Below are 25,401 nucleotides of genomic sequence, written 5' to 3'. Positions count from 1 at the left end.
TCACACTTGACGGTAAGTAGTCACAGAATATTTATTTCGTATGTAATCTGCTGTTTCGACAAAAATAAATGAAGAGGGAGAATGGATAACAAGGAGGGATTTTAATGAGATATACTTTTGCAGCTTCCATCATGATCAGCGGGGTATTGTTAGTTGGATGTACTGCTAATGAAGAAGAAAATACTATGGATCGTTACGGTGAACAGAACCAGGACCGTGGGTCTTTAAACGGAAATGCTATGGATAATTACCAGGATCCAATCGATCAGGATGGCGATGGGGATTTAAATGATCAATTAGGCTATGTACGTTACGACAAGAGCCAGATAGATCCTGAGGGTAATTATAATACCGGAGTAAATCGGGAAGAAACTGCTGACATGATCACTAAAATGGTTTTGACTATGGATGAAATCCATGATGCAGGTACATTAGTTACCGATGATGAGGTTCTTGTTGCCTATAAGAAAGCCGATGATGCAGAAAGGAACCAGGCCGCTGATATGGTGAAAAAGACAGTACTGTCACTTGTTCCGCGTTACTATGAAGTGTATGTTTCCGACCAGGAAAGTGCGTTTAAGGATATTCAAAGTTTAAGCAATACCAGCACCTCCGATCAAAATTACGATAACGTATTAGAAAATATAATTACCCGAATGCGGGAAGCTCCTCAAGGAGAAGACACGTACAATGATGAAACAAAATCAACAAAAGATCCACGCGACTCTTCTTCTGAGGGTATGAACCGTTAACTGCCAGACAGGAAAGTAACATAAGCTTTCCTGTCTCTTTTACACTTTCACTAAAATTTCCATTAATAGTTGCGGCCTGCCTATCATAAGCTAAGGTCATCAATTGGTTGGAGTGACGTATTATGAAACGAATGTGTATGCTTCTCTTCTCCACACTTATATTAACAGGAGGAATTTCCCCTACAGTTACGTATGGAACAGAGAAAAGTGAAGAAGAAATTAAAAAAGAAGAAAACCAAACCCGAATGGACTTATATAAAAAGACAGCAGCTACCACATTGGTTCCGTGGTATTATTTAGCAGCGGTTGATCAATTTGAACGCCAGATACATGATGATTTTCCTGAAGATAGAGTTACTGCCATTCAGCCAGACCGGCTATTCTGGAATGGGTTGGACAATCCTAATTCAGCTGACCGGCAGGCCCCGGCTATAACGAAAATGTTCAATGGCTGGGGAGATGATGGGAATGGTGATGAAATGGCAGATAGGAATAATGATGAAGATATATTGTATAGTATCGCTTCCTATCTTTCTTCATTTGGTCATAACCCCGACGACATAAAAATAGCTTTATGGAAGTATTATAAGCGGGACCTTACCGTACAGACTATTATGAACAATGCTCGTGTATTTAAGCATTTTGACACGATCCACTTGACCGATCGAGACTTTCCGCTTCCTCTTCATGCTAATTATAGCTATCGAAGTACATGGGGGGATGCGAGAGGTTTTGGAGGAAGAAGGATTCATGAAGGAACAGATATTTTTGCAAACTATGGTGTCCCTGTGCGTTCCACCACCTATGGAGTAGTGGAAATGAAGGGCTGGAACAGGTATGGAGGATGGCGAATCGGCATCCGTGATATCTTCAATATTTATCACTATTACGCACACTTAAACGGATTTGAAGATGGAGTGAAGGTTGGCGATGTTGTCAAACCCGGGGATGTTATAGGTTCGGTCGGTGCTACCGGATATGGACCACCTGGGACCTCCGGGAAATTCCCACCTCACCTGCACTATGGGATGTACAAAGATAATGGTTACAGTGAATGGTCTTTTGACCCGTATCCTTATTTAAGAAGATGGGAACGAATGGCAAGAGATTAAAGTAAAATAAAAGCGCCGCCTCACTAGGAGTACGGCGCTTACTATTTTTACTGTTTAGACTTCCGGACAGCATTCGTAATACTTGCTGTCAGTCCTCCCCATATTACTATCATCCCAATAACCATCATGACAATTGCACTTCCTGTCATATTAGACGACCTCCTCTTTGTTGGTATGATCCTCACTTAAAGAGCTGGAATGCCAACGTTTGAATGTTAATAGGAAACCTACTACGAGAGCGAATGCTGCTACGAACCATCCACCGAAAAGAATGAATGTATCCGCATACCCTTCATAGTTTCCTGTAGGTGAGTCAAATTGACGGAGAAGGTTTTGTTTAAACAAGTCGAACATCATATAGCCAAGGACAACTGGGGTTATAATTCCTAAACTAATTTTCCACCAGCTGCCGAGACGGATGTCAGAGATAGCATTGGCATGATCCTGGAAATCGTTTAGCTTACGAAGGAACCAGGCAACCACCACAACTTCCACCAATCCTACAAAGGCTACACCAAATTGATTAATGAAATAGTCTGCTGCATCAAGGAAGAACAGACCTCCCTGGGTAGCGAACAGGACAGAAATAAGTGCTGCTAAACCACCACCCATTCCCACTGCAGCGGTACGGGAAATACCCAGCTTTTCTTTAATACCGGCAATATAAGTCTCAGAAATTGAGATCAATGAAGAGAGACCGGCCAAAACCAATGACAAGAAGAATAAGAAACCGAATAGCCCGTTCAGCGCAGGCATTTCGTTAATAATTTGCGGGAATACCACAAAAGCAAGACCTACTCCTCCACTGACGACTTCAGAAACACCGACACCGCTTTGTTGTGCCATGAAACCAAGTGCACCGAAGACACCAATACCTGCAAGCAATTCAAAACTTGAGTTACCAAAACCAGTAATGAATGCATTATTTGTAATATCTGATTTCTTAGGCAGGTAGCTGGAATACGTAATCATGATAGCAAAGGCAATGGATAAACTGAAGAAAATCTGCCCATAAGCAGCTACCCAGACACTGCCATTCGTGATCGTTTCAAAGTTTGGTGCAAAGAACGTCTGGAGACCTTCTGCCGCACCAGGAAGCGTGATTGCACGAAGTACAATGATAAGGAATAAGACAATAAGGGTAGGAATGAAGATTTTGTTAGCGGCTTCAATCCCCTTCTTAACTCCTTTGAACAAGACTCCCAGGGTAATCAACCATACGATGAGTAGTGGGAAAAATACTCCAGGTACCAGGCTTCCTGTTTGACCAGGATCTACGGATAAGTTCAAATAATCACTAAATAAGAAAGACTCAGTATCTTGTCCCCAGCTCAGGTTGAAAGCGAAATAACTGTAAGAAATAGCCCAGGCGATGATTACTGCGTAATACGTCGATATAACAAATGATACCAGCACAGCCCACCAGCCAAGCCACTCTGTTTTCTTATTCATTCGGAAAAATGAAAGCGGTGCTGACCCCCGGTATTTATGCCCGATGGTAAACTCCAGGATCAATAATGGAATACCTGCTGTCAGTAGAGCAAATAAATACGGAATAAAGAATGCTCCACCACCATTTTCATAAGCTACTGCAGGAAATCGCCAAATATTACCCAGGCCGATTGCAGAACCCATAGCTGCCAGGATAAAACCAGCCCGCGTCCCCCATTGTGAACGTTTTTCCATTTTTTCAAGACCTCCCTTTTGTTTTAATTCTCCCTCACTCTTCTATTATGCTTGTATTCAAGAGAGAATGTTAGAAAAATTTACTTTTTTCAGATAATTTACATTATCTGCTTGTATTATACCGTGACTAAAGAAGGGTGTCAAAGAAATATTATATTATTCAGATTTTTCTATCACAGGAAAATAACAGGAAAGAAGCGCGTCATGACTTTAACGCGCTTCTTTCCTGTTATTGTTTATTCACTTGAATAGCTGGTGAGAATAAATGAATCAAAAGACCTATCGCTGCCACAATGACTAATGTCAAAATCAATGGCAACAATACTTGCCCGCTGAATCCTAACACAAGATAACCAATTCCTGCTGCCGTAGCAGCAATCATGGCATAAGGCAGCTGGGTGAGTACATGATCGATATGGTTGGACCCGGCACCTGTTGAAGATAATATCGTCGTGTCAGAAATTGGTGAACAATGGTCTCCAAATACAGCCCCGGCTAGAACCGCAGATAATGCAGGTAAAACAAGACTGACATCAGTAACAGCTGCAATCTCACCTGCAATCGGCAGCATGATGCCAAATGTTCCCCAGGAAGTACCAGTTCCAAGCGCCATAAAGCCAGATACAAGGAAGATTAAAAATGGCAGAAATGCAGGACTGATTGATGCTTGCTCTACCAAGTTGGCTAAATATTCTCCCGTGCCAAGCTGGTCAATTACAGTCCCGATCATCCACGCAAACACCAAAATATAAATAGCAGGAAGCATAGCCTTCGTACCTTCCCACAAAACATTGGTGATTTTCGACTTAGGTCCTGGCTGACTTACATATAAAAGCGCGGCACCAATGACAGAAAGTAGCCCTCCTGTAAACAGGGAAATGTTGACGTCTGTATTCTCAAAGATTGACAGCAGTGTCGCTGAACCATCTGTATTCTGGATTCCAGTAACCACCATGGCGCTTACCGTACCAAGAATCAACACAGCAATTGGTACCAACAAATGATAAATTCTTCCGTTAGTATGTGACTTAAATTCATCATTCAAATCACCTGGAATATCTCCACGGGACGGGTCCGTAAGTTCTCCTGTTTCCAACGCACGTTTTTCATGTTTCCTCATCGGTCCGATATCCAATTTCATATAAGCTGCCATAAATACAAGCAACAAGGCAGCAAAAACATAAAAATTAGCCGGGATCATTTTCACAAAGGCTTCCAATGGCTGATAATCTGAGATCTCGTTGGCAACCAGGATGCTTCCGATTGTACCGATGATATAGGCGCCCCAGCTGGAAATCGGTGAAATAACAGTAACCGGAGCCGATGTGGAGTCAATAAAATACGCTAGCTTTGCCCGGGATATCTTATACCTGTCCGTTAATGGTCTTGAAACCTGCCCGACTGCAAGCGCATTGAAATAATCATCGATAAAGATGATAATGCCGAGATAGGCCGGCACTGCTTGAGCTCCTCTGCGAGTTTTAATCCTATTGATGGCCCATTCGCCAAATGCCTTGCTCCCTCCAGAAGCTGTCATGAATGCAGTGGCTATTCCAAGAAAAATTAAGAATAAGAATAGATATATATTGCCCATATTCCAACCTTCAAGTGATAGCAGACTGCTGGCATCTGCAATAAAGATTTCATAGAACATTGTCCAGATGGCTGCCACTGTATCCATAAAATTGAATTGATAAAGAAGCAGAGCTCCGACTATAATTCCGATACCAAGAGACAAAATCACTCTTCGTGTGGCAATGACTAAAATAAGCATTAAAATTGCTGGAATTAAAGAATAAATTGTACCTTCCATGCTTTTTCCCCTCCATTTTGTAATTCTGAAAGATGACACATTCTAAGTGAATGTGGGGATGTCATGGATATGGCTTCTACTGGGGAAAATGAGGAATAAAAAAAGAGCAATGAAAGAAAAATAATCCTTCATTGCTCTTTATATAGCAAATTTGATTATCCTTCATTTCGATCAGTAGCGCACCATGCATCCTTTTTAGTATGCATGACAGTGTAATTCCTATTAGGAAAAACACCAGCATTTCCGTATCTGACATTACTTCATGCTTCGGCAGACAACCCTTTCACCAACCATCTCCGTTGTCATCCTCCAGTTGATTACTGATGCGGCCTGCTCCTCTACCTCACCGATCTGATAAGGTCACGCAGTATTAAAATTTCCTCACGTATTGTATCAATTAATAGCGAGTTATGCAAGATTTTTTTAAGTTCTTATGGTGATGGATCAACCTGGAAACCATCCATTGGCAACGAGAAGGAAGGTGATTTCTGACTGCCTGAACCATTATAGAAATCTGGGACCTCGCCCATGATCGTACTTTGATCTACTGGAATATCTGCAGTCACTACGGTAGTTTTGGTTGAAAACGGGATGACGATCCGTACATCTACTTCGATATGTATCGTCAGTTCAAACATAGCAGCATTGATCCCGTATTCTGTAAGTTTATTTTCCACATTGGACTGGACATATCCAATTACTTCGAATTTCACCGGTACCCGAGGGCCTAAATTAGCCAATAGCACATTATTAGTGGCCTGACCGATGGGAATCTCAACTAATGTAGGAGATTGTCGTTTATCTTCGGGGGTTTCTTCCTCTTCCTCTTCCAACGGCACATCCAATGGTGTGCCTGGATCTGGGACTTCCCCCCGCTCCATCTGCTTCAAATAATTTTGAACCCGAAATGTCGTATTACGAAGCACACGATTGACAACAACAGAATTCCATCCCATATAAACGATATTTCCATTTTCATCTTTTTCCATTTTCACAAGATCTTCAAAACTCAAATCATCTGCAATTCTTTTACTGACAGCTTCCAATATAGCATCACGACTAAATTGCTGTGTTTTCGTTTCGGCAATGTCAATCAATGTAGGTGTGATTCCTCGATTGATAATCCATAGACTTAAAAAGGTGAAAAATATAAAGAAAATGAAGGTGACCACGAAAATGCTGCCCATAGAAGGAGGACCATTATTTCTTGTATATTTCCCCAATTGCCATACCCCCTTAACACATCATATGTATGCAAAAGAGGAAATAGTATAAGCCTTCTTGATGAAAAGACTCCTTATTCAACAATAGGGCCGAAAAGTCGAAGACTTGATTTCGAAATGTTATTTGGGAGTTTAGGGGCGGTGGGGAAGGATTCGCTTTCCAGCTCCATCACCTAGACACTCGCGACATAAGCAGTCCATCAACGGGAAGAAAAATCACTTCCCTTTTGCTGTTCTGCTTATGCGTGTCGTGTCTCCCAAGGTGATTACGCATTAATTTCTTTCCGCGGGGAAGACGGCAAGCCTCCTCGAGCTTAAAGCTCTGCGGGGTCTTGCCAGTCTATCCTTTCCCGCAGGAGTCTCAACCTTCCCCATCGCCCCTTACCATAAAAAGTTCTCGAAATCACCTTTTGGGACAGGCCCATCATAATGAAAAAAGACGATTTGCCGTTTATAGTTGCCCTAAGATAAAGGTTTTAGTTATACACCTTTTGAAGGGTCCGTTTGTTCCATAACTGGTTGGATGGGCAGGGAAACGGGGAGACTCCCGCGGGAGAAGGGGCTAGGCGAGATCCCGCAGGGCTTTTTTGCCCGAGGAAGCTCGCCAGATCCCCCGCAGGAAAGCGAGTCGTTTCACAGCCCATCCCTTACCTTTCGGTAACGGACCCAACTATCTCGAAACTGAGTCTTACATTAAAGGGAGCTTTACTGTAGGATCCATGAGGTGATTTAACTGAGCAAATGAAAAAACCGCCCATTTCAGGCGGTTTTTCATAAGATTATTGATCTGCCAGTTTAAGTAGAGCGTCTTTTCCTTTCATTCCCGGGCGCCAGCCTTTTTCCCGACTGGCGTCTGTCACCTTTTCCAGCGGTGCTTCTAACAACTGCTCGATTGTCCGAACCCCGACAGCCCTGCCGGCAATGACTTTCCGATCAGCCAATTTTTCACTCAGCAGGTCAACATCCAGGGCAGCACACATAATATATCCAACATCATTGGACACGATCAGTAAGTTTGTCTTTGGCAGTGCCACACGAATAGCAGTAAAAGGGTAACCTTCTATGAACATCGGTTTCACATCAATAATGGTCCCCACATCCTTTTTGCTTTACCTTATGTGACTGGATGTGAAGGTGTGAAAGACTCGGAGGTTATTCCTCTCGCTTCAGTGTTGTAACAAGCAAATCCCTTAATAATTCCGGCATATAATATTTTTTCTTTTTTGAATATGCCACTTCAGGGAGCAAACGTCCAAATGTAAAAGTATCTGCAGTAGCTACCTGATACACCTTATCGTGTTCGAGGGGCTCGCCATTGAAATGCACCGATTGTATACGTTCGTTTCCGTCACTATCCTTCTTACTCTCAATTTCTACACCAGTAAAAATCATCCGTCCGATAACTTCCCCTCGAAAACCGAACCCTTTTAATTTTATTTCTGTAAATTCCTTTGTGTGGGCAGCTCTGATTACCTCAAGGAGTTCATCCCCAGTTAATTCCACTTTACATGGGTTCATGGGATGAGGGCATATGCGGTGTACATCTTCGTAGCAGACTTTTCCTTCTTGCAAATGATCAAGTAATACACCAGCATTCAGCATAGCTACATCAGCATCGGTCCAGTCTTGAAGCGTCTGAACCAATCCCTTCATTAATTTCGTTTCATGAAACCAGCCTACTTCTTCCGGCCTCTTCAACTCCGTGATATGTTCTTTTAAATTCGCCGCAGCTTCTTCCTCTATCGCTTTCAATGTTTCCGCAGTGATCTGGTCTTTCGCCATCTCTTCCGTAGGAATCGCGTATGCCTCTTTACGTGTCACTACGTTTAATTCATGATCCCACTCCATCATCACTTCTCCAAGATGAGTGCCATATTTTCCTGCCGCCGTTAGCAACGTGTTACCCACATATTTTCCATGCCGGAACAAGTGATGTGTATGTCCACCTATGATAAGGTCGATTTCCTTGAAGTGCCTTGCAATTTCCTCATCGTCATTGATTCCTAAATGGGATAATAAAACGATAATATCTGCATTATCCTTTAATGAGCTCAATTCCCGCTCCAGTGTTTCCATTGGCGATTCCACTCGCCAGCCGAGCATACTGTAGAACAGTTGAAATGGAGCTGTGAGCCCGATGAGACCAATTTTAACTCCATGCTCACTCTCCACTACCTTGGACGCTTGCAGCCAGGAAGGCTGAGGGTCCTCTTCCCTGGATAAGTTGGCACATAGGACATTAAAGTCAGCCTCGTCGTATAATTCAAACAACCCTTCTCGTGACAATGTAATACCCTCATTATTACCAAGGTTTGCAAAATGATATCCTGCCTCATTTAACAGCTGAATATTCCCTTTTCCCATCAATCCTTCAGCAATCGGATGGAACCTGTCCACATGATCACCATTATCAAGCAGCCAATAACTTTGCTTGTGTTTTTCCCGTTTTGCTTTCTGATGATTAAAATAACCAATAATTTGTGGCCAATTCTCAAAATGGCTGTGAAGATCATTTGTGTAATAAAAGAATATTTTCTCCTTCATAAACCAATCTCCTTATCCTATCCCCTGTAAAATCAAACGTATGGCTATTATGAGCAACATTATTCGGAGAACCCATTCCACATATTGTCCTTTCAATAATTTATTCACTTGAGCTCCTAACATTCCACCTATATAAGCACCAGGGATAAAAGCTAATGTATATATCCACTCAATATTTCCTAAAAGTATATGGGTAATGGAATTGGAAATACTCATGAAAAAAATCATGAACATGGAGGTAGCAGTGGCAATATGCGCCGGAAAACCGAATAATAATATCATAGCCGGAACCATCATCGATCCCCCGCCAATTCCAAATAAACCGGAAAGCATGCCGATGGAGAAGGCAAGCAGGACACCTGCAAGCGGCCGATAACCATAACGATGTATCTCACCTTCAATTTCCACTTCTCTCTGCATACCTGCCTGCTCTTTTTCTAATACTCCCATATTGCTCTTTCGAGGCAAAAAAAACACACCAAATAGAAACAACATCAATACCCCGAAGAATAATGAAAATTTATCTCCCGAGAAAAACTGATTCAGGTAGGAACCGAGTATACCTCCAGGGATACTTCCGATTAAGAATATCCACCCGCTTTTTATATCTACCCGTTTACTTTTCATATAAGAAAATGCGGAGGACATTCCTGTAAAGATCATAGTGACAATGGATATTCCTACAATCTTTTGAGGAGTAGCCCAGCTGAATACATCAAACATCTGACTTAAGAATAACATCGTCGGAACCAGCACGATGCCACCGCCAAGCCCGGCGATGCTGCCAACAAAAGCTGATACCAGCCCTATGATTGCTGACACGATCAATACGATTACCATATACGTCACACCCAACTCTGAATCCTGTTCATCTTTATACTAGCATACCATTTTCTATGTAGGGCACTGAAGGGTTTCACACCTTTTTCAGCACATACCCCTTTCATAAATAGAAAAACCGTGCTGCTGATTTGATCAGCAACACGGTTGAACTATAATAATTAACCGATGGAACCTTCCATTTCGAATTTAATCAGGCGGTTCATTTCTACCGCATATTCCATTGGAAGTTCTTTAGTGAATGGCTCGATGAAGCCCATGACGATCATTTCTGTTGCTTCTTCTTCAGAAATACCGCGGCTCATCAAGTAGAACAGCTGCTCCTCGGAAACTTTAGAAACTTTCGCTTCGTGTTCAAGGGAGATATTCTCATTCATGATTTCGTTATAAGGAATCGTATCAGAAGTTGACTGATTATCCATGATGAGTGTATCACACTCAACATTGGAACGAGCACCTTCTGCTTTTCGCCCGAATTGGACGATTCCCCTGTACGTTACTTTACCCCCGTGTTTGGAAATGGATTTCGAAACGATGGAGGAAGACGTATTAGGTGCCAGGTGAATCATTTTCGCACCGGCATCCTGGTGCTGTCCTTTACCAGCCAAAGCGATGGACAATGTCATCCCACGAGCGCCTTCACCCTTCAGGATAACAGCAGGATACTTCATTGTCAGCTTGGAACCAAGGTTACCGTCGACCCATTCCATAGTGGCATTGGCATCAGCGGTAGCACGTTTCGTAACCAGGTTGTAGACATTGTTCGCCCAGTTCTGGATAGTAGTGTAACGGCAATAAGCATTCTTCTTAACAAAGATTTCAACGACCGCACTGTGAAGGGAGTTTGTTGTATAAACAGGTGCTGTACAACCTTCTACATAGTGGACCGACGCGTCTTCGTCAACGATAATCAACGTACGCTCAAATTGTCCCATATTTTCTGAATTGATTCGGAAGTAAGCTTGTAGTGGCGTATCCACTTTTACACCTTTTGGTACATAGATGAAAGACCCACCGGACCATACAGCAGAGTTCAATGCAGAAAATTTATTGTCAGATGGAGGAATTACTTTTCCGAAATATTCTTTGAAAAGTTCTTCATCCTCTTTCAAAGCAGAGTCTGTATCTTTAAAGATGATTCCCTGTTTTTCGAGATCCTCTTGCATATTGTGGTAAACAACCTCAGATTCATACTGAGCGGATACACCAGCAAGGTACTTCTGTTCTGCTTCCGGGATACCCAGTTTATCGAACGTATTTTTAATCTCCTCTGGAACTTCATCCCAGGAACGTTCAGAACGCTCAGATGGCTTTACATAATAAGTGATTTCATCAAAATCAAGCTCGGCAAGGTCGCCTCCCCACTGAGGCATTGGCATTTTATAAAAATGCTCCAATGACTTCAAGCGGAAGTCAAGCATCCATTCCGGCTCTTCTTTATATCGGGAAATTTCTTCAACAATTTCTTTTGTCAGTCCTCTTTGAGTACGGAAAATGGAAATATCCTTCTCATGGAACCCATATTTATAATCTTCGATTTCTGGCGCCTTTTTGGCCATAATCAAAAACCTCCTTTTGGTGTTATGCCGCGACTAAGACTGTCCTTGTTCGTCAACACCTTTTTCCATAGCCTTCCATGCCAATGTTGCACACTTGATTCTAGCCGGGAACTTCGATACGCCTTGTAATGCTTCGATATCCCCTAAATCAAATTCCTGTTCATCAATCTCTTTTCCTTGCATCATATCTGAAAAGAGCTTTGACATCGCCAAAGCATCTTCTACACGCTTTCCTTTGACGGCTTGCGTCATCATGGAAGCAGAAGACATGCTGATGGAACAGCCTTCTCCATCAAATTTAGCATCCTTGACCATTCCATCTTCCACTTGCAACTGCAACTGAATGCGGTCACCGCAAGTAGGATTGTTCATGTCAATGGACATGTGGTCGTCTCCTTCAATCATACCACGGTTTCGCGGATTTTTATAATGATCCATGATGACTTGTCTGTAAAGTGTATCCAGGTTGTTAAAAGACATCGCCAAAATACTCCTTTGTTTTTTGTAATCCTTCGACAAGTCGATCAATATCTTCTTCGGTATTATACAGATAAAAGCTGGCACGGGCGGTTGCTGATACATCGAGCCAGCGCATCAGCGGCTGTGCACAATGATGACCAGCACGTACGGCGATTCCCTCTGCATCCAGTACGGTTGCTACATCATGTGGATGTACATCATCCAGATTGTAGGTAACAAGGCCCGCCCGTTCTTCTGGTCCATAAATAGTAAGACCATCTATTTCTCTCATACGATCCATCGCGTAATCGACCAACCTATGCTCATGAGCCTCAATTTCCTCAAGCCCAATTTCATTGATAAAGTCGATTGCCGCTCCAAGACCAATAGCACCACCGATTATCGGCGTTCCGCCCTCGAATTTCCAAGGGAGTTCTTTCCATGTGGAGTCGTAGAGATTGACAAAATCAATCATCTCACCACCGAATTCAAATGGTTCCATGTCATTCAATAAGGTACGCTTGCCATAAAGAACACCGATACCTGTTGGCCCGCACATTTTATGACCTGAAAAAGCGTAAAAATCACAATCTAAATCCTGTACGTCTACTTTAAGATGAGGGGCACTTTGCGCACCATCAACGAGCATGACGGCTTCATGACGATGAGCAATTTCCGCTATTTCTTTAACAGGGTTAATTGTACCAAGGACATTGGAAACATGCATGACCGCTACTACCTTAGTATTACCGGTTACTGTTTCCTCAACATCTTCCAGGCTGATGGTACCATCTTTCTGCAACGGAATATATTTCAAAGTAGCTCCCGTAGCTTTCGCGACCTGTTGCCATGGAATAATGTTACTGTGGTGCTCCATTGGAGTAATGACAATTTCGTCACCTTCCCCAAGTTTCGCACGACCATAGCTTGTGGCTACCGTATTAATTGCCGTCGTAGTACCTCGAGTGAATATGACTTCCTGGGTACTATTCGCATTAATGAACCTTCTGACCTTTTCACGGGCTCCCTCGTATTCATCGGTGGCTTTTGTACCGAGTGTATGGACACCACGATGGACATTGGAGTTGTATCCACGGTAGTATTCATCTAATTTTTCAATCACAGAGGCCGGCTTTTGTGAAGTGGCAGATGAGTCCAAGTATACCAGTGGGTGTCCATTTACTTCCTGGTCCAGAATCGGAAAGGATTGACGGACAGTTTTAATATCCATCAATTTACTTTCCTTTCAATTACCTGTGTCAACTGCTCCTTCACTGCTTCTATCGGAAGCTGCTTAACAACTGGAGCCAGGAACCCATGTATGACAAGTCGTTCCGCTTCCTTCTGAGAAATTCCGCGACTCATCAAGTAGAACAATTGCATTGGATCAACACGGCCTACTGATGCAGCGTGACCGGCAGTAACATCATCTTCATCGATTAGAAGAATCGGGTTTGCGTCACCACGCGCATCTTTACTTAGCATTAGGACACGCGATTCTTGCTCAGCGTTTGACTTGGAAGCTCCGTGTTCAATCTTACCAATCCCATTAAAAATGGCCGTTGCTTTTTCCTTCATAACGCCGTGCTGGAGGATATACCCTTCGGAGGCTTTTCCGTAATGAACAATACGTGCCGTAAAGTTTTGCTTTTGACTTCCTCGGCCGACAGAAACTGTTTTAGCATCTCCAAGAGAGTTCTCGCCCATCAAGTACGTGTAGTTTTCGGAGATCGTATAGCCGTCATTCATCTGGCCAAGAGCCCATTCAATTTTAGCATCACGATCTGCCACACCTCGGCGGTTCACATAGGTAGTAGTGCCGGCACCCAGGTTATCTACCGCTCCAAAGGATACTTTTGCATTATCATGAGCAAAAACTTCAGTAAGAATATTGGTTACCGCTTCTTCATCCTCATTATTTTGAGAAATATAATTCTCTACATAAGTGACAGAACTGTTTTTGTCTGCTACAACAATGACATGGTTGAATAGTGCCGCTTCCGGATCTTCCTGCCAGAAGATCGCTTGCAGTGGTTCTTCCACTTGAACGTTTTCCGGAATATAGACGAACACGCCACCATTCATCAAAGCTGCATGCAAAGCAGTGAGACGATGCTCATCTACTTGAATACCATCTTTCATATAATATTTTTCTACAAGGTCACTGTGCTCCCTGATAGCAGTATTCATATCTGTGAAGATAACACCTTTATCTTGCAATGATTGAGATAATGAGGCGAAAGCGACACGTTGGTCACGTTGAATTACTAAGTTTTGATCTGTTTTATCCCGATCGACAAAATCTTTGATTTGGTCTGGAAGATCCGCTAAGGAACTTAAAGCTTCTCCACGCAGATCGTGGGTGAACTTTGTAAAATTCCAACGGTCTATTTTTGTTTTATCAGGCTTTGGCATTGGCAGGCGTTCCGCTTGCTGCAATGCATCCAGACGAAGGGTCTTCATCCATTCTGGTTCATTCAAGCCTTCGGAAAATTTGGTGACATATTCTTTATCGTATCCTAGTGAGATTTCTACTGTCATGGTATCCCTCCTATCTGATTACGCTTTTTGACCTACAGTCTCATCTTCGATTCCAAGTTCTTGCTTGATCCAGTCATAACCTTCTTCTTCAAGACGCTGGGCCAGTTCAGGACCACCGGATTTCACAATACGTCCCTGCATCATAACGTGTACTTTATCAGGAGCGATATAGTTCAATAGGCGCTGATAGTGAGTGATGATCAAGCAGCCGAAGTTTTCATCACGCATTTGGTTGATCCCTTTGGAAACCACTTTTAATGCGTCGATATCCAAACCGGAGTCAATTTCATCCAGGATAGCAATTGCTGGCTTGAGCATCATTAATTGAAGGATTTCATTACGCTTCTTCTCACCGCCGGAGAAACCTTCGTTCAAGTAACGCTGTGCCATATTCTTATCCATTTCAAGTAAATCCATCGTGCCGTCCATTTCTTTAATGAACTTCATCAAAGAGATTTCGTCACCTTCTTCACGACGAGCATTAATGGAAGAACGAAGGAAGTCAGAATTCGTTACACCGCTAATTTCGCTTGGGTACTGCATCGCAAGAAACAGACCAGCTTGCGCACGTTCGTCTACTTCCATCTCTAATACGTCTTTTCCGTCGATATATACTTCACCTTCTGTGATTTCATATTTCGGGTGACCCATGATCGCGGATGCTAATGTGGACTTACCTGTACCGTTCGGTCCCATCACTGCGTGGAATTCTCCACCCTTAATTGTCAAATTGACACCTCTTAAAATTTCTTCCCCTTCAATCGCTACGTGAAGATTCTTAATTTCTAAAGTAGATCCTGCCATAACAAATACCTCCATATCTATTGTGAATCATTTTTTGAATAAGAATTATTAACCATTCTCAATCTATTCTCATTACAATCTTATATCATTTCGAAACTGTTATCAACTTTTTTCACTGTGGCAATCGACTTTCTAAACCATTAGGTTTAAAAATGCCACTTTATTAGGATAACACGGACTTTCCTTATTATATAGATAAAAACTGAAAAAATCAGGTAGGGAATTCCCACCTGATTTTTTTATTTATTATTTATGCAGTTGACGATCTACTTCAGCCACTATTTTGCGGCTTTCTTCGTATTCCTTTTGACGACGTTGTTCAACTTTTAACCGCTGATCTAATTTATTGCTATATTCTGCATAGCCCATTCCGTGAGATTGCTGCATCGCTTTCTCCATTTCGGAAGTATAATTCAGCTTAAGTTGGTCGTTAATAATAAATCAATCCTTTCGGTTTTTGTATGCTATTAAGTGTAGCACAGGTATATTACCCTCACCAAAAGTCATTTAAACCAGAATAGGGGAATTGTATAGGAAATGTATTTTCATACAACAATTAACAGGATACCATTCATTTATCATCAAAATTACTCCATGTTTCTTCGATATCCTCGAATTATACTTAATGTTGCAAATTTTGCAACTCTTGATACGCTTCCTGCACTAAAGTGACTGCCTGGCTCATTGCGGCACCTCCACCAAAGGCTGCTGAGACTCCACAAGCTTCCATTATTTCCTTTTCACTTGCCCCTTGATCGATGCATCCTTTTGTATGATAAATCATACAATATTCATCTTGAGCTACCACACTAATACCGAGTGCAATCAATTGTTTTTCTTTCTCTGTCAATTCGCCCGCTTCAAAACAAGCTTCTGTAAAAGCGTTAAAATGGTGAGCGATTTCCGGCATCTTTTCGGTAAATGTACCGATTCCATGTTTATATTCTTGCAGGTATGCTTCTGTAAAAGTCATTTTATTTTCTTCCATATATAAAACCTCCCAGGATATTGATACTAATGCTAGTATGAGCATTAACAATCAAATTATCCCGGGAGGTAATCAGTTAGAAAACCTTGGCTCGCCACAAACTCTTATGACTAAGCTTTCACACATTTTATCGACCATTATATGACCAAATGTTACTTCGTATCATCTACAGGCACAACAGCACCATCATATTCTTCTTCCATAAATGTTTGGATCTCTTCAGAATGCAATACTTCTACAAGCTTCTGTAAGGCTTCTGAATCTTCATCTTCACTTTTGGCAGCAATGACGTTTACATAAGGGGACTCCGAACCTTCAAGGATTAGTGCATCTTCGCTTGGGTTTAATCCGGCCTCGATTGCATAATTTGTATTGATGGCAACCAGAGCATTTTCTTCCCTGTCATAGTTGGATGGCAATAGTTCCGCATTGATACCATCATCGAACTTAAGGTTCTTCGGATTTTCTACAATATCCTTGATGGTGGCGTCAACTTTTTCTACATTTTCATCAAGTTTGATCAGGCCTTCTCTTTCTAATAAAGAAAGAATCCGGCCATGGTCTGCTACAGAACGACTTAATAGTACATCAGTGCCTTCTGGTACTTCCTCTACACTTTTAATATTTTTTGAATAAATGCCCATCGGCTCAATATGGATGCCGCCAAGGTTGACAAAATCGTAATCATTATCAGCCATTTGCGTTTCCAGGTATGGGATGTGCTGGAAGTAGTTTGCATCAATGCGACCTTCAGCTAAGTCTTTATTAGGTAGTACATAATCTTGATACTCTTCAATCTGTAACTCGATTCCTTCTTCTTCTAACAGTGGTTTTGCTTCTTGAAGTACTTCTGCATGAGGTACGGAAGTCGCTCCAACTGTCAGTTCTTTCGTCTCAGAAGATGACTGCGTTCCATCGTCCGAACTACCACACGCAGCTAGCACCGTTATTAATAATCCCGCTAAAATTCCAATCAACCATTTTTTCATGCTTCATTCTCCTTTTTTCTGTAATTTTATAGTTTAGTTGTAATGAAAAGGACTAATGCTTTCCCGGATGTAACATCACCTTATCGTTTATCTATTGCACGAGACACAGCGTCTCCGACAAATTGAAAGAGGAAGACGATCAGTACAATCAATATGGTACATACAAATACAACATCAAAGTCACTTCGCTGGAATCCATAGAAATACGCGAAATCTCCCAAACCTCCGGCTCCAATTACACCTGCAACAGCTGTATAACCAATCAATGCAATTGCCGTAACCGTGAGACCAGAAACCAGGGCAGGCATCGATTCTTTAAGAAGTACTTTTAAAATAATGGTAGAGGTCTTGGCACCCATCGATTTTGCAGCTTCAATTACCCCTTTATCCACTTCTCTCAAGGCTATTTCAACTAACCTTCCATAAAACGGGGCTGCTCCGATGATTAAAGCAGGTAATGCAGCTTTTGGGCCTCGTATCGTACCCATCAGAAAGTCTGTAAATGGAAACAGCAATAAAATCAATATGATAAAGGGGATTGCCCGGAAAATGTTGACGAATGCAGCTGTCACCCAATTCAGAAGGTTATTTTCCCATAATCCTCCTGGACGGGATAAATACAATACCAGTCCTAACAGGATACCTAATATAAGCGTCCCTGCCACAGATATCACTGTCATATATAATGTTTCATACGTAGCTGTAACCATGTCTTCAATGTCTACATTCGGAAATAATTCATTGAACATTAGGGATCACCTCCACTTCTACAGAGGTTTGTTTAATATAGGTTTTCGCTTTTTCTATTTCATCATGGTCACCTTCTACATGAACAAAAAGAGTGCCATACGCCCCTTTTTGAGTCTGTGTGATTTTTCCATGCAGAATATTAAGATCTAGCTTGAACTTTCTGGACAACTCACTGATTAAAGCCTGGTTTGTACTTTCTCCTACAAAATGAAGACGTAACACTTTTCCTGATCTGTATCTCTCATGAATCAATGCTAAGGAGTATTCCTGATCGGGATCCCCCATAACTTGATCCACGAACTTCTTCGTCACTGCCTGCTCTGGGTGAAGAAAGACATTAAGTACCTCTCCCTCCTCCACGACCTTACCATTTTCCATCACCGCAACGCGATGGCAAATTTTCCGAATTACATGCATTTCGTGGGTAATCATAATGATCGTTAAGCCTAATTTTTCATTGATATCCACCAGTAAATCCAGGATAGAATCAGTCGTCTCGGGATCAAGTGCCGAAGTTGCTTCATCACACAAAAGCACCTTAGGGTTGTTCGCTAACGCCCGTGCGATACCGACACGCTGTTTTTGACCGCCGCTTAATTGGGAAGGATATGCGTTTTCTCTCCCTTTAAGTCCTACCAGTTCAATCAATTCCATAACCCTTGCTTGCCTTTTTTCCTTAGGTACACCGGCTATCTCTAAGGGAAAAGCGATATTATCTCTGACTGTACGGGACCAAAGTAGATTGAAATGCTGAAATATCATCCCGATTTCCTGACGGGCAAGCCGCAGCTTATTTTTGCTCAAGCTCGTTATTTCCTGTCCATCTATCGTTATCGAGCCACCCGTGGGATTTTCCAGACGATTTAATAAACGGATAAACGTGCTTTTTCCAGCTCCACTGTACCCGATAACACCGTAAATTTCCCCGGCTTCAATATTAAGATCAAGATGATCCACCGCAGTGACATCCTGGTCTTTGGTATGAAAGACTTTTGATAAATCTTTTATCGAAATCATTCTGTGCTGCCTCCTACTTGCTGATGGTTTAAAGCATAGAAAATGTGGCTTGTCCCTGTGTAAGGCTTTAAATCTAACACTTCCATAAAGCGAAACTTTCTTTATGCATAAAAAAACACCTTTTCTGCTCAGAGAACAGAAAGGCGCTTAGGTAACAAGCTGCTCCGTTCTCTTATCTGTCAGAGCTTATGAACTCTGCAGGAATTGGCACCTTTTCAAGCTGGATAGCTTGACGGTTGCCGGGCTTCATCGGGCCAGTCCCTCCACCACTCTTAATAAGAGATATCATTAAATTTATTACTTTAATCCGTTTAAGTATCACAAAGAAGATTGTAGCATGCGTGCAAAAATATTGTCAACAAAAATCGTTTAATTTCGGCAATCCTGGCAATGCTCCCAATATGCGTTAGCTTCCACTCGTATGGTAGGATAGGAAAGAATTCTCGAATACGGAGGAGGTTTCTTTATGGAGAAAGCACCACTTTTCCAGTTGCCTTATATCAATAATTCCGGAGTCTATGATTTAAAAGATGACCTCGGAAAAGTAATTGTTCTTACTTTTTGGGTATCCTGGTGTCCAGACTGTTCGAGAGATTTGCCTAGGAAAGAGCAGTTATACCGATCCATGGACTCAGATAAAATACGACTTCTTACCATTAATGTTGCAGGACGGGAAAGAGAAGGCGATGCAGGAAAAGCATTCACTGAAAAATTCCTGACCCAGCCCACTTTAGTGGATGATGGCAGATCAACTTATGACCAATACCAATGCAGCGGTGTACCAACCACCGTTATTATCGATCAAAATGGTAATATTTCTGCGAAGTTTGGAGATCAGGCAGAGTTTCTTGAAATAGTTGAAAAAATTGGAGAGTTAGTGAAATAAGAACTTATTCAATAAAAGGGGCGAAAAGTCGAAGACTTGATTTCGAGATGATTGTAAGAGTTTTGGGGCGTTGGGAAAGGATTCACTTTCCTGCGGGGGAACTGGCGAGCCTCTTCGAAAATGCTACGCATTTCCTTCGTGCGGTGTTTATTCAAGAAGCTTATTCAAAGTCCTGTGGGACGAACATGGGCGGTGAGATCCCACAAGAAGAAGCCTGAGGAAGCTCACCACATGCCCATGGAAAGCGAGTGATTTCCCGGACCTCCCTACCGTTACTACCGTAACGGAAACAAATATACTCTTGAAACTGAGTCTTCCATTAAAGGGAGCTTATATGTAAAACCAATATGGAGATTTAACAGTTCCTAACAAAGCAAAAAGCCGAAATAAATATAATTTCGGCTTTCTGCTTTGTTTAAATTGAAATTAAACTCTTAAATTAGACCAAAGCTTACCCCTAACATTATTTCTCGGGAAATAATGTTAGGAATTGACGTGTTTAGACACGATCCTCTGCATATAAGGAACGGAATGAAAAGCGTAAATCTTATCCTTGACCCTGCCCTTAGATACAACTAATAAGCAAGGTACGCTTTCCACTTGATTTTCCTGCATAAAACCAGGATGTAACGATGCATTCAGTTCAAAAAATAGGTGCTGCTGCCATAACGACTCAATCGTATCAAGCATTTTCCTGGCCATGCGGCATGTTCCACAAAATGGACTATGAATGAAAATCATGGCCTTCCTATCACTGTCAATAAAATCTTTTTCTGTTGTCAGCTCTAATACTTCCATCGTACCCACCTTTTATATCAGGTATATTGGTTTAACGTGAAAATGTTGGCTTAATAGTGCTCGAGCCAGTTCCGGTTCAGGAGTTGTTGCTACTTCCCGATAAGCTTTATCGACATATATATGTTCCGCATGCGGCAGTTCATGTGTTAATTGTTTCCTCAACTTATGACCTGAATCATCCTCATCCACAAGAATATAGACTATGCGATCATCAAGGTTATAGTCGAGAATCATTTCCTCCATCCGTTCTACCCCGAGCGTACCATGCGTACATAATATTTCTACCTGATTGTGATTATCCAATATCTTCTTTATATGTTTTTTATCTGTAATCCCCTCTACAATTAAAATGGGGACGTGGTTTTGATCGTTCATATCGGGATCCCACCCAGTTCATTTAGTAAAACAGACCATGCTGTATGATAGCATGGTCTGTGGGTATCTAACGTTTATTCAACACCAGCCGCCATCATCACAATCTACATATCGACGGACTTTCGGCGCCTCTTGTTTTGCAGTTTTGGTTTTACGCTGGCGCTGTCTGCCAGTAGTATCGGCACTTTTTTTAGATTGATTCATATAAGGTCACCCCTTGTTCATAGGGTGTCCACTGAAGAAAAAATTAGTCTTCTGTAATCATTTCTTCATATTGTTCAGCTGTCATCAGTTCGTCCATTTCTGACTTATCAGAAGGCTCGACAATAACCATCCATGCTTTTTCATAAGGAGATTCGTTAACGAATTCCGGAGAGTCTTCCAATTCCTCATTAATTTCAACGACTTTACCGCTGATAGGAGCATAAAGCTCAGAAACAGTCTTCACAGATTCTACACTGCCGAACGGCTCATCTGCTTCAAGCTCGTCGCCTACTTCTGGTAATTCCACGAATACGATGTCGCCAAGCTCAGATTGTGCAAAGTCTGTAATACCAATACGAACCTTTTCTCCTTCAACTTTTACCCATTCGTGCTCTTCGGAATAACTTAATTCTTTTGGCAAACTCATGACTAACCCCTCCAAATTATAATTATTATAAATAAGCTGCATTACTAACATAAAAGCTTTCTAATTATTATGCCAGTGATTTGCTCATTTTTAGAAGCATTATTTCCAAGTATTCTCGAAATCAGCTTCTTTAAAACCTACGGTCACATCTTTTCCATTTGTTACGATTGGCCGTTTGATCAGCATTCCATCGGAAGCTAACCACTTTATCATTTCAGACTCATTGGCTTCCTTAAGCTTGTCCTTCATACCAAGTTCGCGATATTTCTTGCCGCTGGTATTAAAAAACTTTTTAGCAGGAAGACCGCTTTCCGTTATGTAGTCCTCAAGTTGGGACTCTGTTGGTGGATGTTCAACTATATGAACTGGCTCATACTCGACACCATTTTCATCCATCCATTTCTTGGCTTTTTTGCATGTTCCACATTGTGGGTACCAATAAAAGGTTACTGCCATTGGCTCTTTCCCCCCTTATTATTTACCATGCTTTTATTCTATCACAATGTGATAAAACATTTCATCAAACAGTGGAAGCAACTCCAATTTTTTCATTTCTCCATGAAGGTTGCCACTTCTCCCAAAAAAACAAGGCCGGTTCACTTTCCCGATGAACCGGCCTTGCTTTATCCGTACGTGTGACCCCCTGTTAGCTATCTTTATACGATATATTTTTCTTCTTTTATCAGATTGGCAGCAATCTCACGTTTCTTAGCAATGACATTGGAAGGAGTATGGCGTGTCAATTTCTTCAATGCTCCCAACATCATACGAAGTGTATCGCCCGATTCAGATGCAATTAACGTTTCTTTTGCATGAGCTTCAATACGGTTGAATGCTTCCTGGGCATAAACTTGTGTGTAGAGTAACTTTTGCTGAGCTTTTTCAGGAGATTTATTCATTGCTTTCTCCGTTCGAAGTACTGCTGATTCCATGTTATAGATTTCAGCGACGATATCCGCGATATTAACAAGAAGTTCTTGTTCTTTTTCTAATTTCTCTCCGTATTTTTGAGCAGCAAGCCCAGCTGCCACAAGAGCTATTTTTTTCGCATTTTTCACCAAATACTTTTCTTGCTCTAGTGGCTCTGTACCCGGATCTTCCGGCATCATCATCATTAATTCTTCTTGCAGGGACTGGGCCTTTTGCAATAATGGCAGTTCGCCTTTCATTGCTTTTTTCAACAAAGTTCCTGGCACAATCATCCGGTTGATTTCATTCGTTCCTTCAAAAATCCGGTTGATTCTGGAATCGCGGTAGATACGCTCTACTTCATACTCCTGCATGAATCCGTAGCCTCCATGGATTTGCACTGCTTCATCCGCTGTAAAGTCCAGCAATTCTGTACAGAATACTTTATTTAATGAACATTCAATCGCATATTCAGCAATGACCTTTGCCACTTCTTTACCATCTTTCAATTGTTCATCCGTAAGTTTACCCATGCTTTGTTCAAAAAGCCCGACTGTACGATAGACAGAGCTTTCATTGGCGTAGGTATTTACAGCCATGGAAGCGAGTTTTTCCTGGATTAGCGAAAAGCTGGAAATAGGAGTCTGGAACTGCTTACGCTCATTGGCATATTTAACGGCAAGTTCAATAGCACGTTTAGAGCCGCCGACGCCTCCAATAGCTAATTTATAACGGCCGACATTCAGAATATTAAAGGCGATAATATGCCCGCGTCCGATGTCCCCCAACACATTCTCAACCGGCACCTCTGCATCTTCCAGCACTAACGTTCGAGTGGAAGAGCTTTTGATCCCCATTTTCTTTTCTTCCGTGCCCGTGGATACACCTGGATAATCTCTTTCTACAATGAATGCCGTGAATTTATCTCCATCAATTTTGGCGTATACGACGAAAACATCTGCAAAAGCAGAGTTTGTAATCCATTGTTTTTCGCCATTCAATACATAATGGGTTCCAGCTTCATTTATTTTAGCAGTAGTCTTCGCACCTAAAGCATCGGATCCGGATCCTGGTTCGGTTAAAGCGTATGCTGCAATCAGTTCACCTGTCGCAAGCTTCGGCAAATATTTTTGCTTTTGTTCTTCATTACCAAAAAATACAATAGGAAGAGAACCAATGCCTACGTGCGCTCCGTGTGTTACAGAAAATCCGCCTGCCCGGGAAAACTTTTCAGTAATCAAGGATGAACTGATTTTATCCAATCCGAGACCGCCATACTCTTCCGGGACATCTACCCCTAACAGCCCCAGCTCACCAGCTTTTTTCAGCAAATCGACAGAGTGTTCGAATTCATGGTTTTCCAGTTTATCTATTTTGGGGACTACTTCTCCAAGCACAAAATCTTCTGTGGTTTTCGCGATCATTAAATGTTCATCCGAAAAGTCCTCGGGTGTAATAACATCCTCTGCTGCTACATCCTCGATTAGAAATCCGCCGCCCTTGAACATTTTTTCCTTTGTTTCACTCATTTTATATTCCTCCCCTTATAATAATTCGAACACTCCAGCAGCACCCATTCCTCCGCCAATACACATGGTCACGACACCAAATTGTTCATTACGACGCTTCATCTCATGCATTAATGTAAGCGTCAGCTTAGTACCAGAGCAGCCCAGCGGATGGCCTAATGCAATTGCCCCGCCATTAACATTGACTTTATCCATATTAAGCCCCAGTTCACGGATAACCCGTAATGCTTGGGAAGCAAAAGCTTCATTAAGTTCAAACAATCCAATATCGGATTGCTGCAGACCAGCTAATTTCAGAGCTTTAGGAATCGCAGCGATTGGACCTACTCCCATGATTTCCGGCTCTACACCAGCTACTGCAAAGGATCGGAATTTAAGCAAAGGTTTAAGTCCTTCCGCTTCTGCTTTCTCCTTATCCATAACTAAAACGGAAGCGGCTCCATCACTCATTTGTGATGAGTTTCCTGCCGTAACTGTACCTGTAACAGAAAATGCAGGCTTTAATTTAGCCAGTACTTCCTGCGTTGTTCCTGGACGCACGCCCTCATCCTGTGTAAATAGTCTTGTAGTTTCTTTTACCTTATTATCCGCTCCCAACTGTCGCTCGGTAACTTCCACCTGGACAATTTCATCCTCGAATCTTCCAGCTTCTATTGCAGCAGCTGCTCTTCTGTGACTTTCCACGGCAAAAGCATCTTGATCTTCTCTTGAGATATCAAAACGGGTCGCTACCTCTTCCGCCGTGTGTCCCATAGACATATAGTATCCAGGTGCATTTTCTACAATTTCTATATTCGGCTTGATGACATGACCGGGAACAGGAACCATGCTCATCGATTCGGCCCCTCCTGCAATAATGGAACCACTCTGGCCTAGCATTATTCTTTCCGATGCATTGGCGATACTTTGTAAACCTGAGGAACAATACCGGTTAATCGTTATCCCTGGGATTGTATGAGACAATTCTGCCAGCGCACCGATATTGCGCGCCATATTCATCCCCTGCTCTGCTTCCGGAATAGCACACCCGATAATGACATCGTCAATTTCGCCTTCATAATTTCCTGCGCGTTTCAATGTTTCTTTTATGGTTAAGGCCGCCAAATCATCCGGCCTTGTGTTAGCAAGCGTTCCTTTTTTCGCTTTTCCCACAGGCGTTCGAGCACCTGCGACTATTACAGCTTCTTTCACATTAC

At 42.1% G+C, this 25,401-nt stretch carries 28 protein-coding genes and 2 riboswitches; of the genes, 4 read left to right on the top strand and 24 right to left on the bottom strand.

The window, feature by feature from the left end:
• The first annotated feature begins 104 nt into the window (after positions 1-104).
• Positions 105-752 (top strand): YhcN/YlaJ family sporulation lipoprotein, encoded by a 648-nt coding sequence (locus FHS45_RS10620; RefSeq protein WP_062440893.1) that lies wholly within the window; start codon positions 105-107, stop codon positions 750-752.
• A 122-nt stretch (positions 753-874) separates the two neighbouring features.
• A complete protein-coding gene (locus tag FHS45_RS10615; protein WP_062440896.1) occupies positions 875-1,864 on the top strand; it encodes a M23 family metallopeptidase in 990 nt (329 codons plus the stop codon).
• Positions 1,865-1,911: 47 nt separating this feature from the next.
• Here the strand turns inward: FHS45_RS10615 and FHS45_RS10610 are convergent, their stop codons facing one another.
• The 17 genes from FHS45_RS10610 to FHS45_RS10530 all read right to left on the bottom strand — a co-directional run bounded on the left by FHS45_RS10610 (position 1,912) and on the right by FHS45_RS10530 (position 19,077).
• A complete protein-coding gene (locus FHS45_RS10610) occupies positions 1,912-2,013 on the bottom strand; it encodes a methionine/alanine import family NSS transporter small subunit (protein ID WP_148350001.1) in 102 nt (33 codons plus the stop codon).
• 1 nt (position 2,014) lies between these two features.
• Positions 2,015-3,550, bottom strand: a complete 1,536-nt coding sequence (locus tag FHS45_RS10605; RefSeq protein WP_062440898.1) for a sodium-dependent transporter — start codon at positions 3,548-3,550, stop codon at positions 2,015-2,017.
• A gap of 229 nt (positions 3,551-3,779) precedes the next feature.
• The gene (locus tag FHS45_RS10600; RefSeq protein ID WP_062440903.1) at positions 3,780-5,363 is read right to left on the bottom strand and encodes a Na+/H+ antiporter NhaC family protein; all 1,584 of its coding nucleotides are present in this window, start codon (positions 5,361-5,363) and stop codon (positions 3,780-3,782) included.
• A 167-nt stretch (positions 5,364-5,530) separates the two neighbouring features.
• A riboswitch (Lysine riboswitch) is annotated at positions 5,531-5,712 on the bottom strand.
• Between the two features lie 82 nt (positions 5,713-5,794).
• Positions 5,795-6,586: a sporulation protein YunB gene (yunB, locus tag FHS45_RS10595; RefSeq protein WP_229717826.1), complete on the bottom strand. Its 792-nt coding sequence runs from the start codon at positions 6,584-6,586 to the stop codon at positions 5,795-5,797.
• Positions 6,587-7,365: 779 nt separating this feature from the next.
• On the bottom strand, positions 7,366-7,674 hold the full coding sequence (locus FHS45_RS10590) for a YunC family protein (protein WP_062447483.1): 309 nt from the start codon (positions 7,672-7,674) through the stop codon (positions 7,366-7,368).
• A gap of 64 nt (positions 7,675-7,738) precedes the next feature.
• Entirely contained in the window at positions 7,739-9,130 is a 1,392-nt protein-coding gene (locus tag FHS45_RS10585) for a bifunctional metallophosphatase/5'-nucleotidase (protein WP_062440906.1), read from the bottom strand.
• 12 nt (positions 9,131-9,142) lie between these two features.
• On the bottom strand, positions 9,143-9,970 hold the full coding sequence (locus FHS45_RS10580; protein ID WP_062440909.1) for a sulfite exporter TauE/SafE family protein: 828 nt from the start codon (positions 9,968-9,970) through the stop codon (positions 9,143-9,145).
• Between the two features lie 161 nt (positions 9,971-10,131).
• On the bottom strand, positions 10,132-11,529 hold the full coding sequence (sufB, locus tag FHS45_RS10575) for a Fe-S cluster assembly protein SufB (protein WP_062440910.1): 1,398 nt from the start codon (positions 11,527-11,529) through the stop codon (positions 10,132-10,134).
• Between the two features lie 33 nt (positions 11,530-11,562).
• A complete protein-coding gene (sufU, locus tag FHS45_RS10570) occupies positions 11,563-12,009 on the bottom strand; it encodes a Fe-S cluster assembly sulfur transfer protein SufU (RefSeq protein WP_062440912.1) in 447 nt (148 codons plus the stop codon).
• On the bottom strand, positions 11,999-13,219 hold the full coding sequence (locus FHS45_RS10565) for a cysteine desulfurase (RefSeq protein WP_062440915.1): 1,221 nt from the start codon (positions 13,217-13,219) through the stop codon (positions 11,999-12,001). Before FHS45_RS10565 ends, sufU begins: the two co-directional genes overlap by 11 nt.
• The gene (gene sufD, locus FHS45_RS10560; protein ID WP_062440917.1) at positions 13,219-14,529 is read right to left on the bottom strand and encodes a Fe-S cluster assembly protein SufD; all 1,311 of its coding nucleotides are present in this window, start codon (positions 14,527-14,529) and stop codon (positions 13,219-13,221) included. Before sufD ends, FHS45_RS10565 begins: the two co-directional genes overlap by 1 nt.
• An 18-nt stretch (positions 14,530-14,547) precedes the next feature.
• Complete coding sequence (sufC, locus tag FHS45_RS10555; protein ID WP_062440920.1) at positions 14,548-15,333, bottom strand: Fe-S cluster assembly ATPase SufC; 786 nt, start codon at positions 15,331-15,333, stop codon at positions 14,548-14,550.
• 246 nt (positions 15,334-15,579) lie between these two features.
• Positions 15,580-15,720: a YuzK family famiily protein gene (locus FHS45_RS10550; protein ID WP_166761380.1), complete on the bottom strand. Its 141-nt coding sequence runs from the start codon at positions 15,718-15,720 to the stop codon at positions 15,580-15,582.
• Positions 15,721-15,955: 235 nt separating this feature from the next.
• Positions 15,956-16,321 (bottom strand): carboxymuconolactone decarboxylase family protein, encoded by a 366-nt coding sequence (locus tag FHS45_RS10545; protein ID WP_062440922.1) that lies wholly within the window; start codon positions 16,319-16,321, stop codon positions 15,956-15,958.
• A gap of 152 nt (positions 16,322-16,473) precedes the next feature.
• Complete coding sequence (locus FHS45_RS10540; protein WP_062440924.1) at positions 16,474-17,310, bottom strand: MetQ/NlpA family ABC transporter substrate-binding protein; 837 nt, start codon at positions 17,308-17,310, stop codon at positions 16,474-16,476.
• Between the two features lie 80 nt (positions 17,311-17,390).
• Entirely contained in the window at positions 17,391-18,059 is a 669-nt protein-coding gene (locus tag FHS45_RS10535; RefSeq protein ID WP_062440927.1) for a methionine ABC transporter permease, read from the bottom strand.
• On the bottom strand, positions 18,049-19,077 hold the full coding sequence (locus FHS45_RS10530; protein WP_062440931.1) for a methionine ABC transporter ATP-binding protein: 1,029 nt from the start codon (positions 19,075-19,077) through the stop codon (positions 18,049-18,051). The genes FHS45_RS10535 and FHS45_RS10530 overlap by 11 nt, the downstream gene beginning before the upstream one ends.
• A 169-nt stretch (positions 19,078-19,246) precedes the next feature.
• A riboswitch (SAM riboswitch) is annotated at positions 19,247-19,359 on the bottom strand.
• A gap of 184 nt (positions 19,360-19,543) precedes the next feature.
• Between FHS45_RS10530 and FHS45_RS10525 the strand changes: the two genes are divergently transcribed.
• On the top strand, positions 19,544-19,963 hold the full coding sequence (locus FHS45_RS10525) for a TlpA family protein disulfide reductase (protein ID WP_062440934.1): 420 nt from the start codon (positions 19,544-19,546) through the stop codon (positions 19,961-19,963).
• Between the two features lie 47 nt (positions 19,964-20,010).
• On the top strand, positions 20,011-20,181 hold the full coding sequence (locus FHS45_RS10520; RefSeq protein ID WP_166761403.1) for a hypothetical protein: 171 nt from the start codon (positions 20,011-20,013) through the stop codon (positions 20,179-20,181).
• Positions 20,182-20,446: 265 nt separating this feature from the next.
• Here the strand turns inward: FHS45_RS10520 and FHS45_RS10515 are convergent, their stop codons facing one another.
• From FHS45_RS10515 to FHS45_RS10485, 7 genes are all read right to left on the bottom strand, one after another.
• Complete coding sequence (locus FHS45_RS10515; RefSeq protein WP_062440937.1) at positions 20,447-20,761, bottom strand: thioredoxin family protein; 315 nt, start codon at positions 20,759-20,761, stop codon at positions 20,447-20,449.
• Positions 20,762-20,773: 12 nt separating this feature from the next.
• Positions 20,774-21,136: a toprim domain-containing protein gene (locus FHS45_RS10510; protein WP_062440941.1), complete on the bottom strand. Its 363-nt coding sequence runs from the start codon at positions 21,134-21,136 to the stop codon at positions 20,774-20,776.
• Between the two features lie 78 nt (positions 21,137-21,214).
• A complete protein-coding gene (locus FHS45_RS10505) occupies positions 21,215-21,340 on the bottom strand; it encodes a DUF2553 family protein (protein WP_148350003.1) in 126 nt (41 codons plus the stop codon).
• Between the two features lie 43 nt (positions 21,341-21,383).
• The gene (gcvH, locus tag FHS45_RS10500) at positions 21,384-21,767 is read right to left on the bottom strand and encodes a glycine cleavage system protein GcvH (protein ID WP_062440943.1); all 384 of its coding nucleotides are present in this window, start codon (positions 21,765-21,767) and stop codon (positions 21,384-21,386) included.
• A gap of 99 nt (positions 21,768-21,866) precedes the next feature.
• Entirely contained in the window at positions 21,867-22,223 is a 357-nt protein-coding gene (locus FHS45_RS10495) for an arsenate reductase family protein (RefSeq protein WP_062440946.1), read from the bottom strand.
• 200 nt (positions 22,224-22,423) lie between these two features.
• Entirely contained in the window at positions 22,424-24,205 is a 1,782-nt protein-coding gene (locus FHS45_RS10490; protein WP_062440949.1) for an acyl-CoA dehydrogenase family protein, read from the bottom strand.
• A gap of 15 nt (positions 24,206-24,220) precedes the next feature.
• Positions 24,221-25,396: an acetyl-CoA C-acetyltransferase gene (locus FHS45_RS10485; protein WP_062440951.1), complete on the bottom strand. Its 1,176-nt coding sequence runs from the start codon at positions 25,394-25,396 to the stop codon at positions 24,221-24,223.
• Positions 25,397-25,401 lie beyond the last annotated feature (5 nt).

The organism is Thalassobacillus devorans (assembly GCF_011761345.1).
GTDB classification, from domain to species: Bacteria; Bacillota; Bacilli; order Bacillales; family Halobacillaceae; genus Thalassobacillus; species Thalassobacillus devorans.
Note: the sequence above shows the minus strand (reverse complement) of the source record. Positions and strands in the feature narration are given on the sequence as shown.

What these genes read in the sequence shown, in the direction of transcription:
- FHS45_RS10620 (WP_062440893.1), top strand. Translation starts at nt 105, where the DNA reads ATGAGATATACTTTTGCAGCTTCCATCATGATCAGCGGGGTATTGTTA.
- FHS45_RS10615 (WP_062440896.1), top strand. Translation starts at nt 875, where the DNA reads ATGAAACGAATGTGTATGCTTCTCTTCTCCACACTTATATTAACAGGA.
- FHS45_RS10610 (WP_148350001.1), bottom strand. Translation starts at nt 2,013, where the DNA reads ATGACAGGAAGTGCAATTGTCATGATGGTTATTGGGATGATAGTAATA.
- FHS45_RS10605 (WP_062440898.1), bottom strand. Translation starts at nt 3,550, where the DNA reads ATGGAAAAACGTTCACAATGGGGGACGCGGGCTGGTTTTATCCTGGCA.
- FHS45_RS10600 (WP_062440903.1), bottom strand. Translation starts at nt 5,363, where the DNA reads ATGGAAGGTACAATTTATTCTTTAATTCCAGCAATTTTAATGCTTATT.
- FHS45_RS10585 (WP_062440906.1), bottom strand. Translation starts at nt 9,130, where the DNA reads ATGAAGGAGAAAATATTCTTTTATTACACAAATGATCTTCACAGCCAT.
- FHS45_RS10580 (WP_062440909.1), bottom strand. Translation starts at nt 9,970, where the DNA reads ATGGTAATCGTATTGATCGTGTCAGCAATCATAGGGCTGGTATCAGCT.
- sufB (WP_062440910.1), bottom strand. Translation starts at nt 11,529, where the DNA reads ATGGCCAAAAAGGCGCCAGAAATCGAAGATTATAAATATGGGTTCCAT.
- sufU (WP_062440912.1), bottom strand. Translation starts at nt 12,009, where the DNA reads ATGTCTTTTAACAACCTGGATACACTTTACAGACAAGTCATCATGGAT.
- FHS45_RS10565 (WP_062440915.1), bottom strand. Translation starts at nt 13,219, where the DNA reads ATGGATATTAAAACTGTCCGTCAATCCTTTCCGATTCTGGACCAGGAA.
- sufD (WP_062440917.1), bottom strand. Translation starts at nt 14,529, where the DNA reads ATGACAGTAGAAATCTCACTAGGATACGATAAAGAATATGTCACCAAA.
- sufC (WP_062440920.1), bottom strand. Translation starts at nt 15,333, where the DNA reads ATGGCAGGATCTACTTTAGAAATTAAGAATCTTCACGTAGCGATTGAA.
- FHS45_RS10550 (WP_166761380.1), bottom strand. Translation starts at nt 15,720, where the DNA reads ATGCAGCAATCTCACGGAATGGGCTATGCAGAATATAGCAATAAATTA.
- FHS45_RS10545 (WP_062440922.1), bottom strand. Translation starts at nt 16,321, where the DNA reads ATGGAAGAAAATAAAATGACTTTTACAGAAGCATACCTGCAAGAATAT.
- FHS45_RS10540 (WP_062440924.1), bottom strand. Translation starts at nt 17,310, where the DNA reads ATGAAAAAATGGTTGATTGGAATTTTAGCGGGATTATTAATAACGGTG.
- FHS45_RS10535 (WP_062440927.1), bottom strand. Translation starts at nt 18,059, where the DNA reads ATGTTCAATGAATTATTTCCGAATGTAGACATTGAAGACATGGTTACA.
- FHS45_RS10530 (WP_062440931.1), bottom strand. Translation starts at nt 19,077, where the DNA reads ATGATTTCGATAAAAGATTTATCAAAAGTCTTTCATACCAAAGACCAG.
- FHS45_RS10525 (WP_062440934.1), top strand. Translation starts at nt 19,544, where the DNA reads ATGGAGAAAGCACCACTTTTCCAGTTGCCTTATATCAATAATTCCGGA.
- FHS45_RS10520 (WP_166761403.1), top strand. Translation starts at nt 20,011, where the DNA reads ATGATTGTAAGAGTTTTGGGGCGTTGGGAAAGGATTCACTTTCCTGCG.
- FHS45_RS10515 (WP_062440937.1), bottom strand. Translation starts at nt 20,761, where the DNA reads ATGGAAGTATTAGAGCTGACAACAGAAAAAGATTTTATTGACAGTGAT.
- FHS45_RS10510 (WP_062440941.1), bottom strand. Translation starts at nt 21,136, where the DNA reads ATGAACGATCAAAACCACGTCCCCATTTTAATTGTAGAGGGGATTACA.
- FHS45_RS10505 (WP_148350003.1), bottom strand. Translation starts at nt 21,340, where the DNA reads ATGAATCAATCTAAAAAAAGTGCCGATACTACTGGCAGACAGCGCCAG.
- gcvH (WP_062440943.1), bottom strand. Translation starts at nt 21,767, where the DNA reads ATGAGTTTGCCAAAAGAATTAAGTTATTCCGAAGAGCACGAATGGGTA.
- FHS45_RS10495 (WP_062440946.1), bottom strand. Translation starts at nt 22,223, where the DNA reads ATGGCAGTAACCTTTTATTGGTACCCACAATGTGGAACATGCAAAAAA.
- FHS45_RS10490 (WP_062440949.1), bottom strand. Translation starts at nt 24,205, where the DNA reads ATGAGTGAAACAAAGGAAAAAATGTTCAAGGGCGGCGGATTTCTAATC.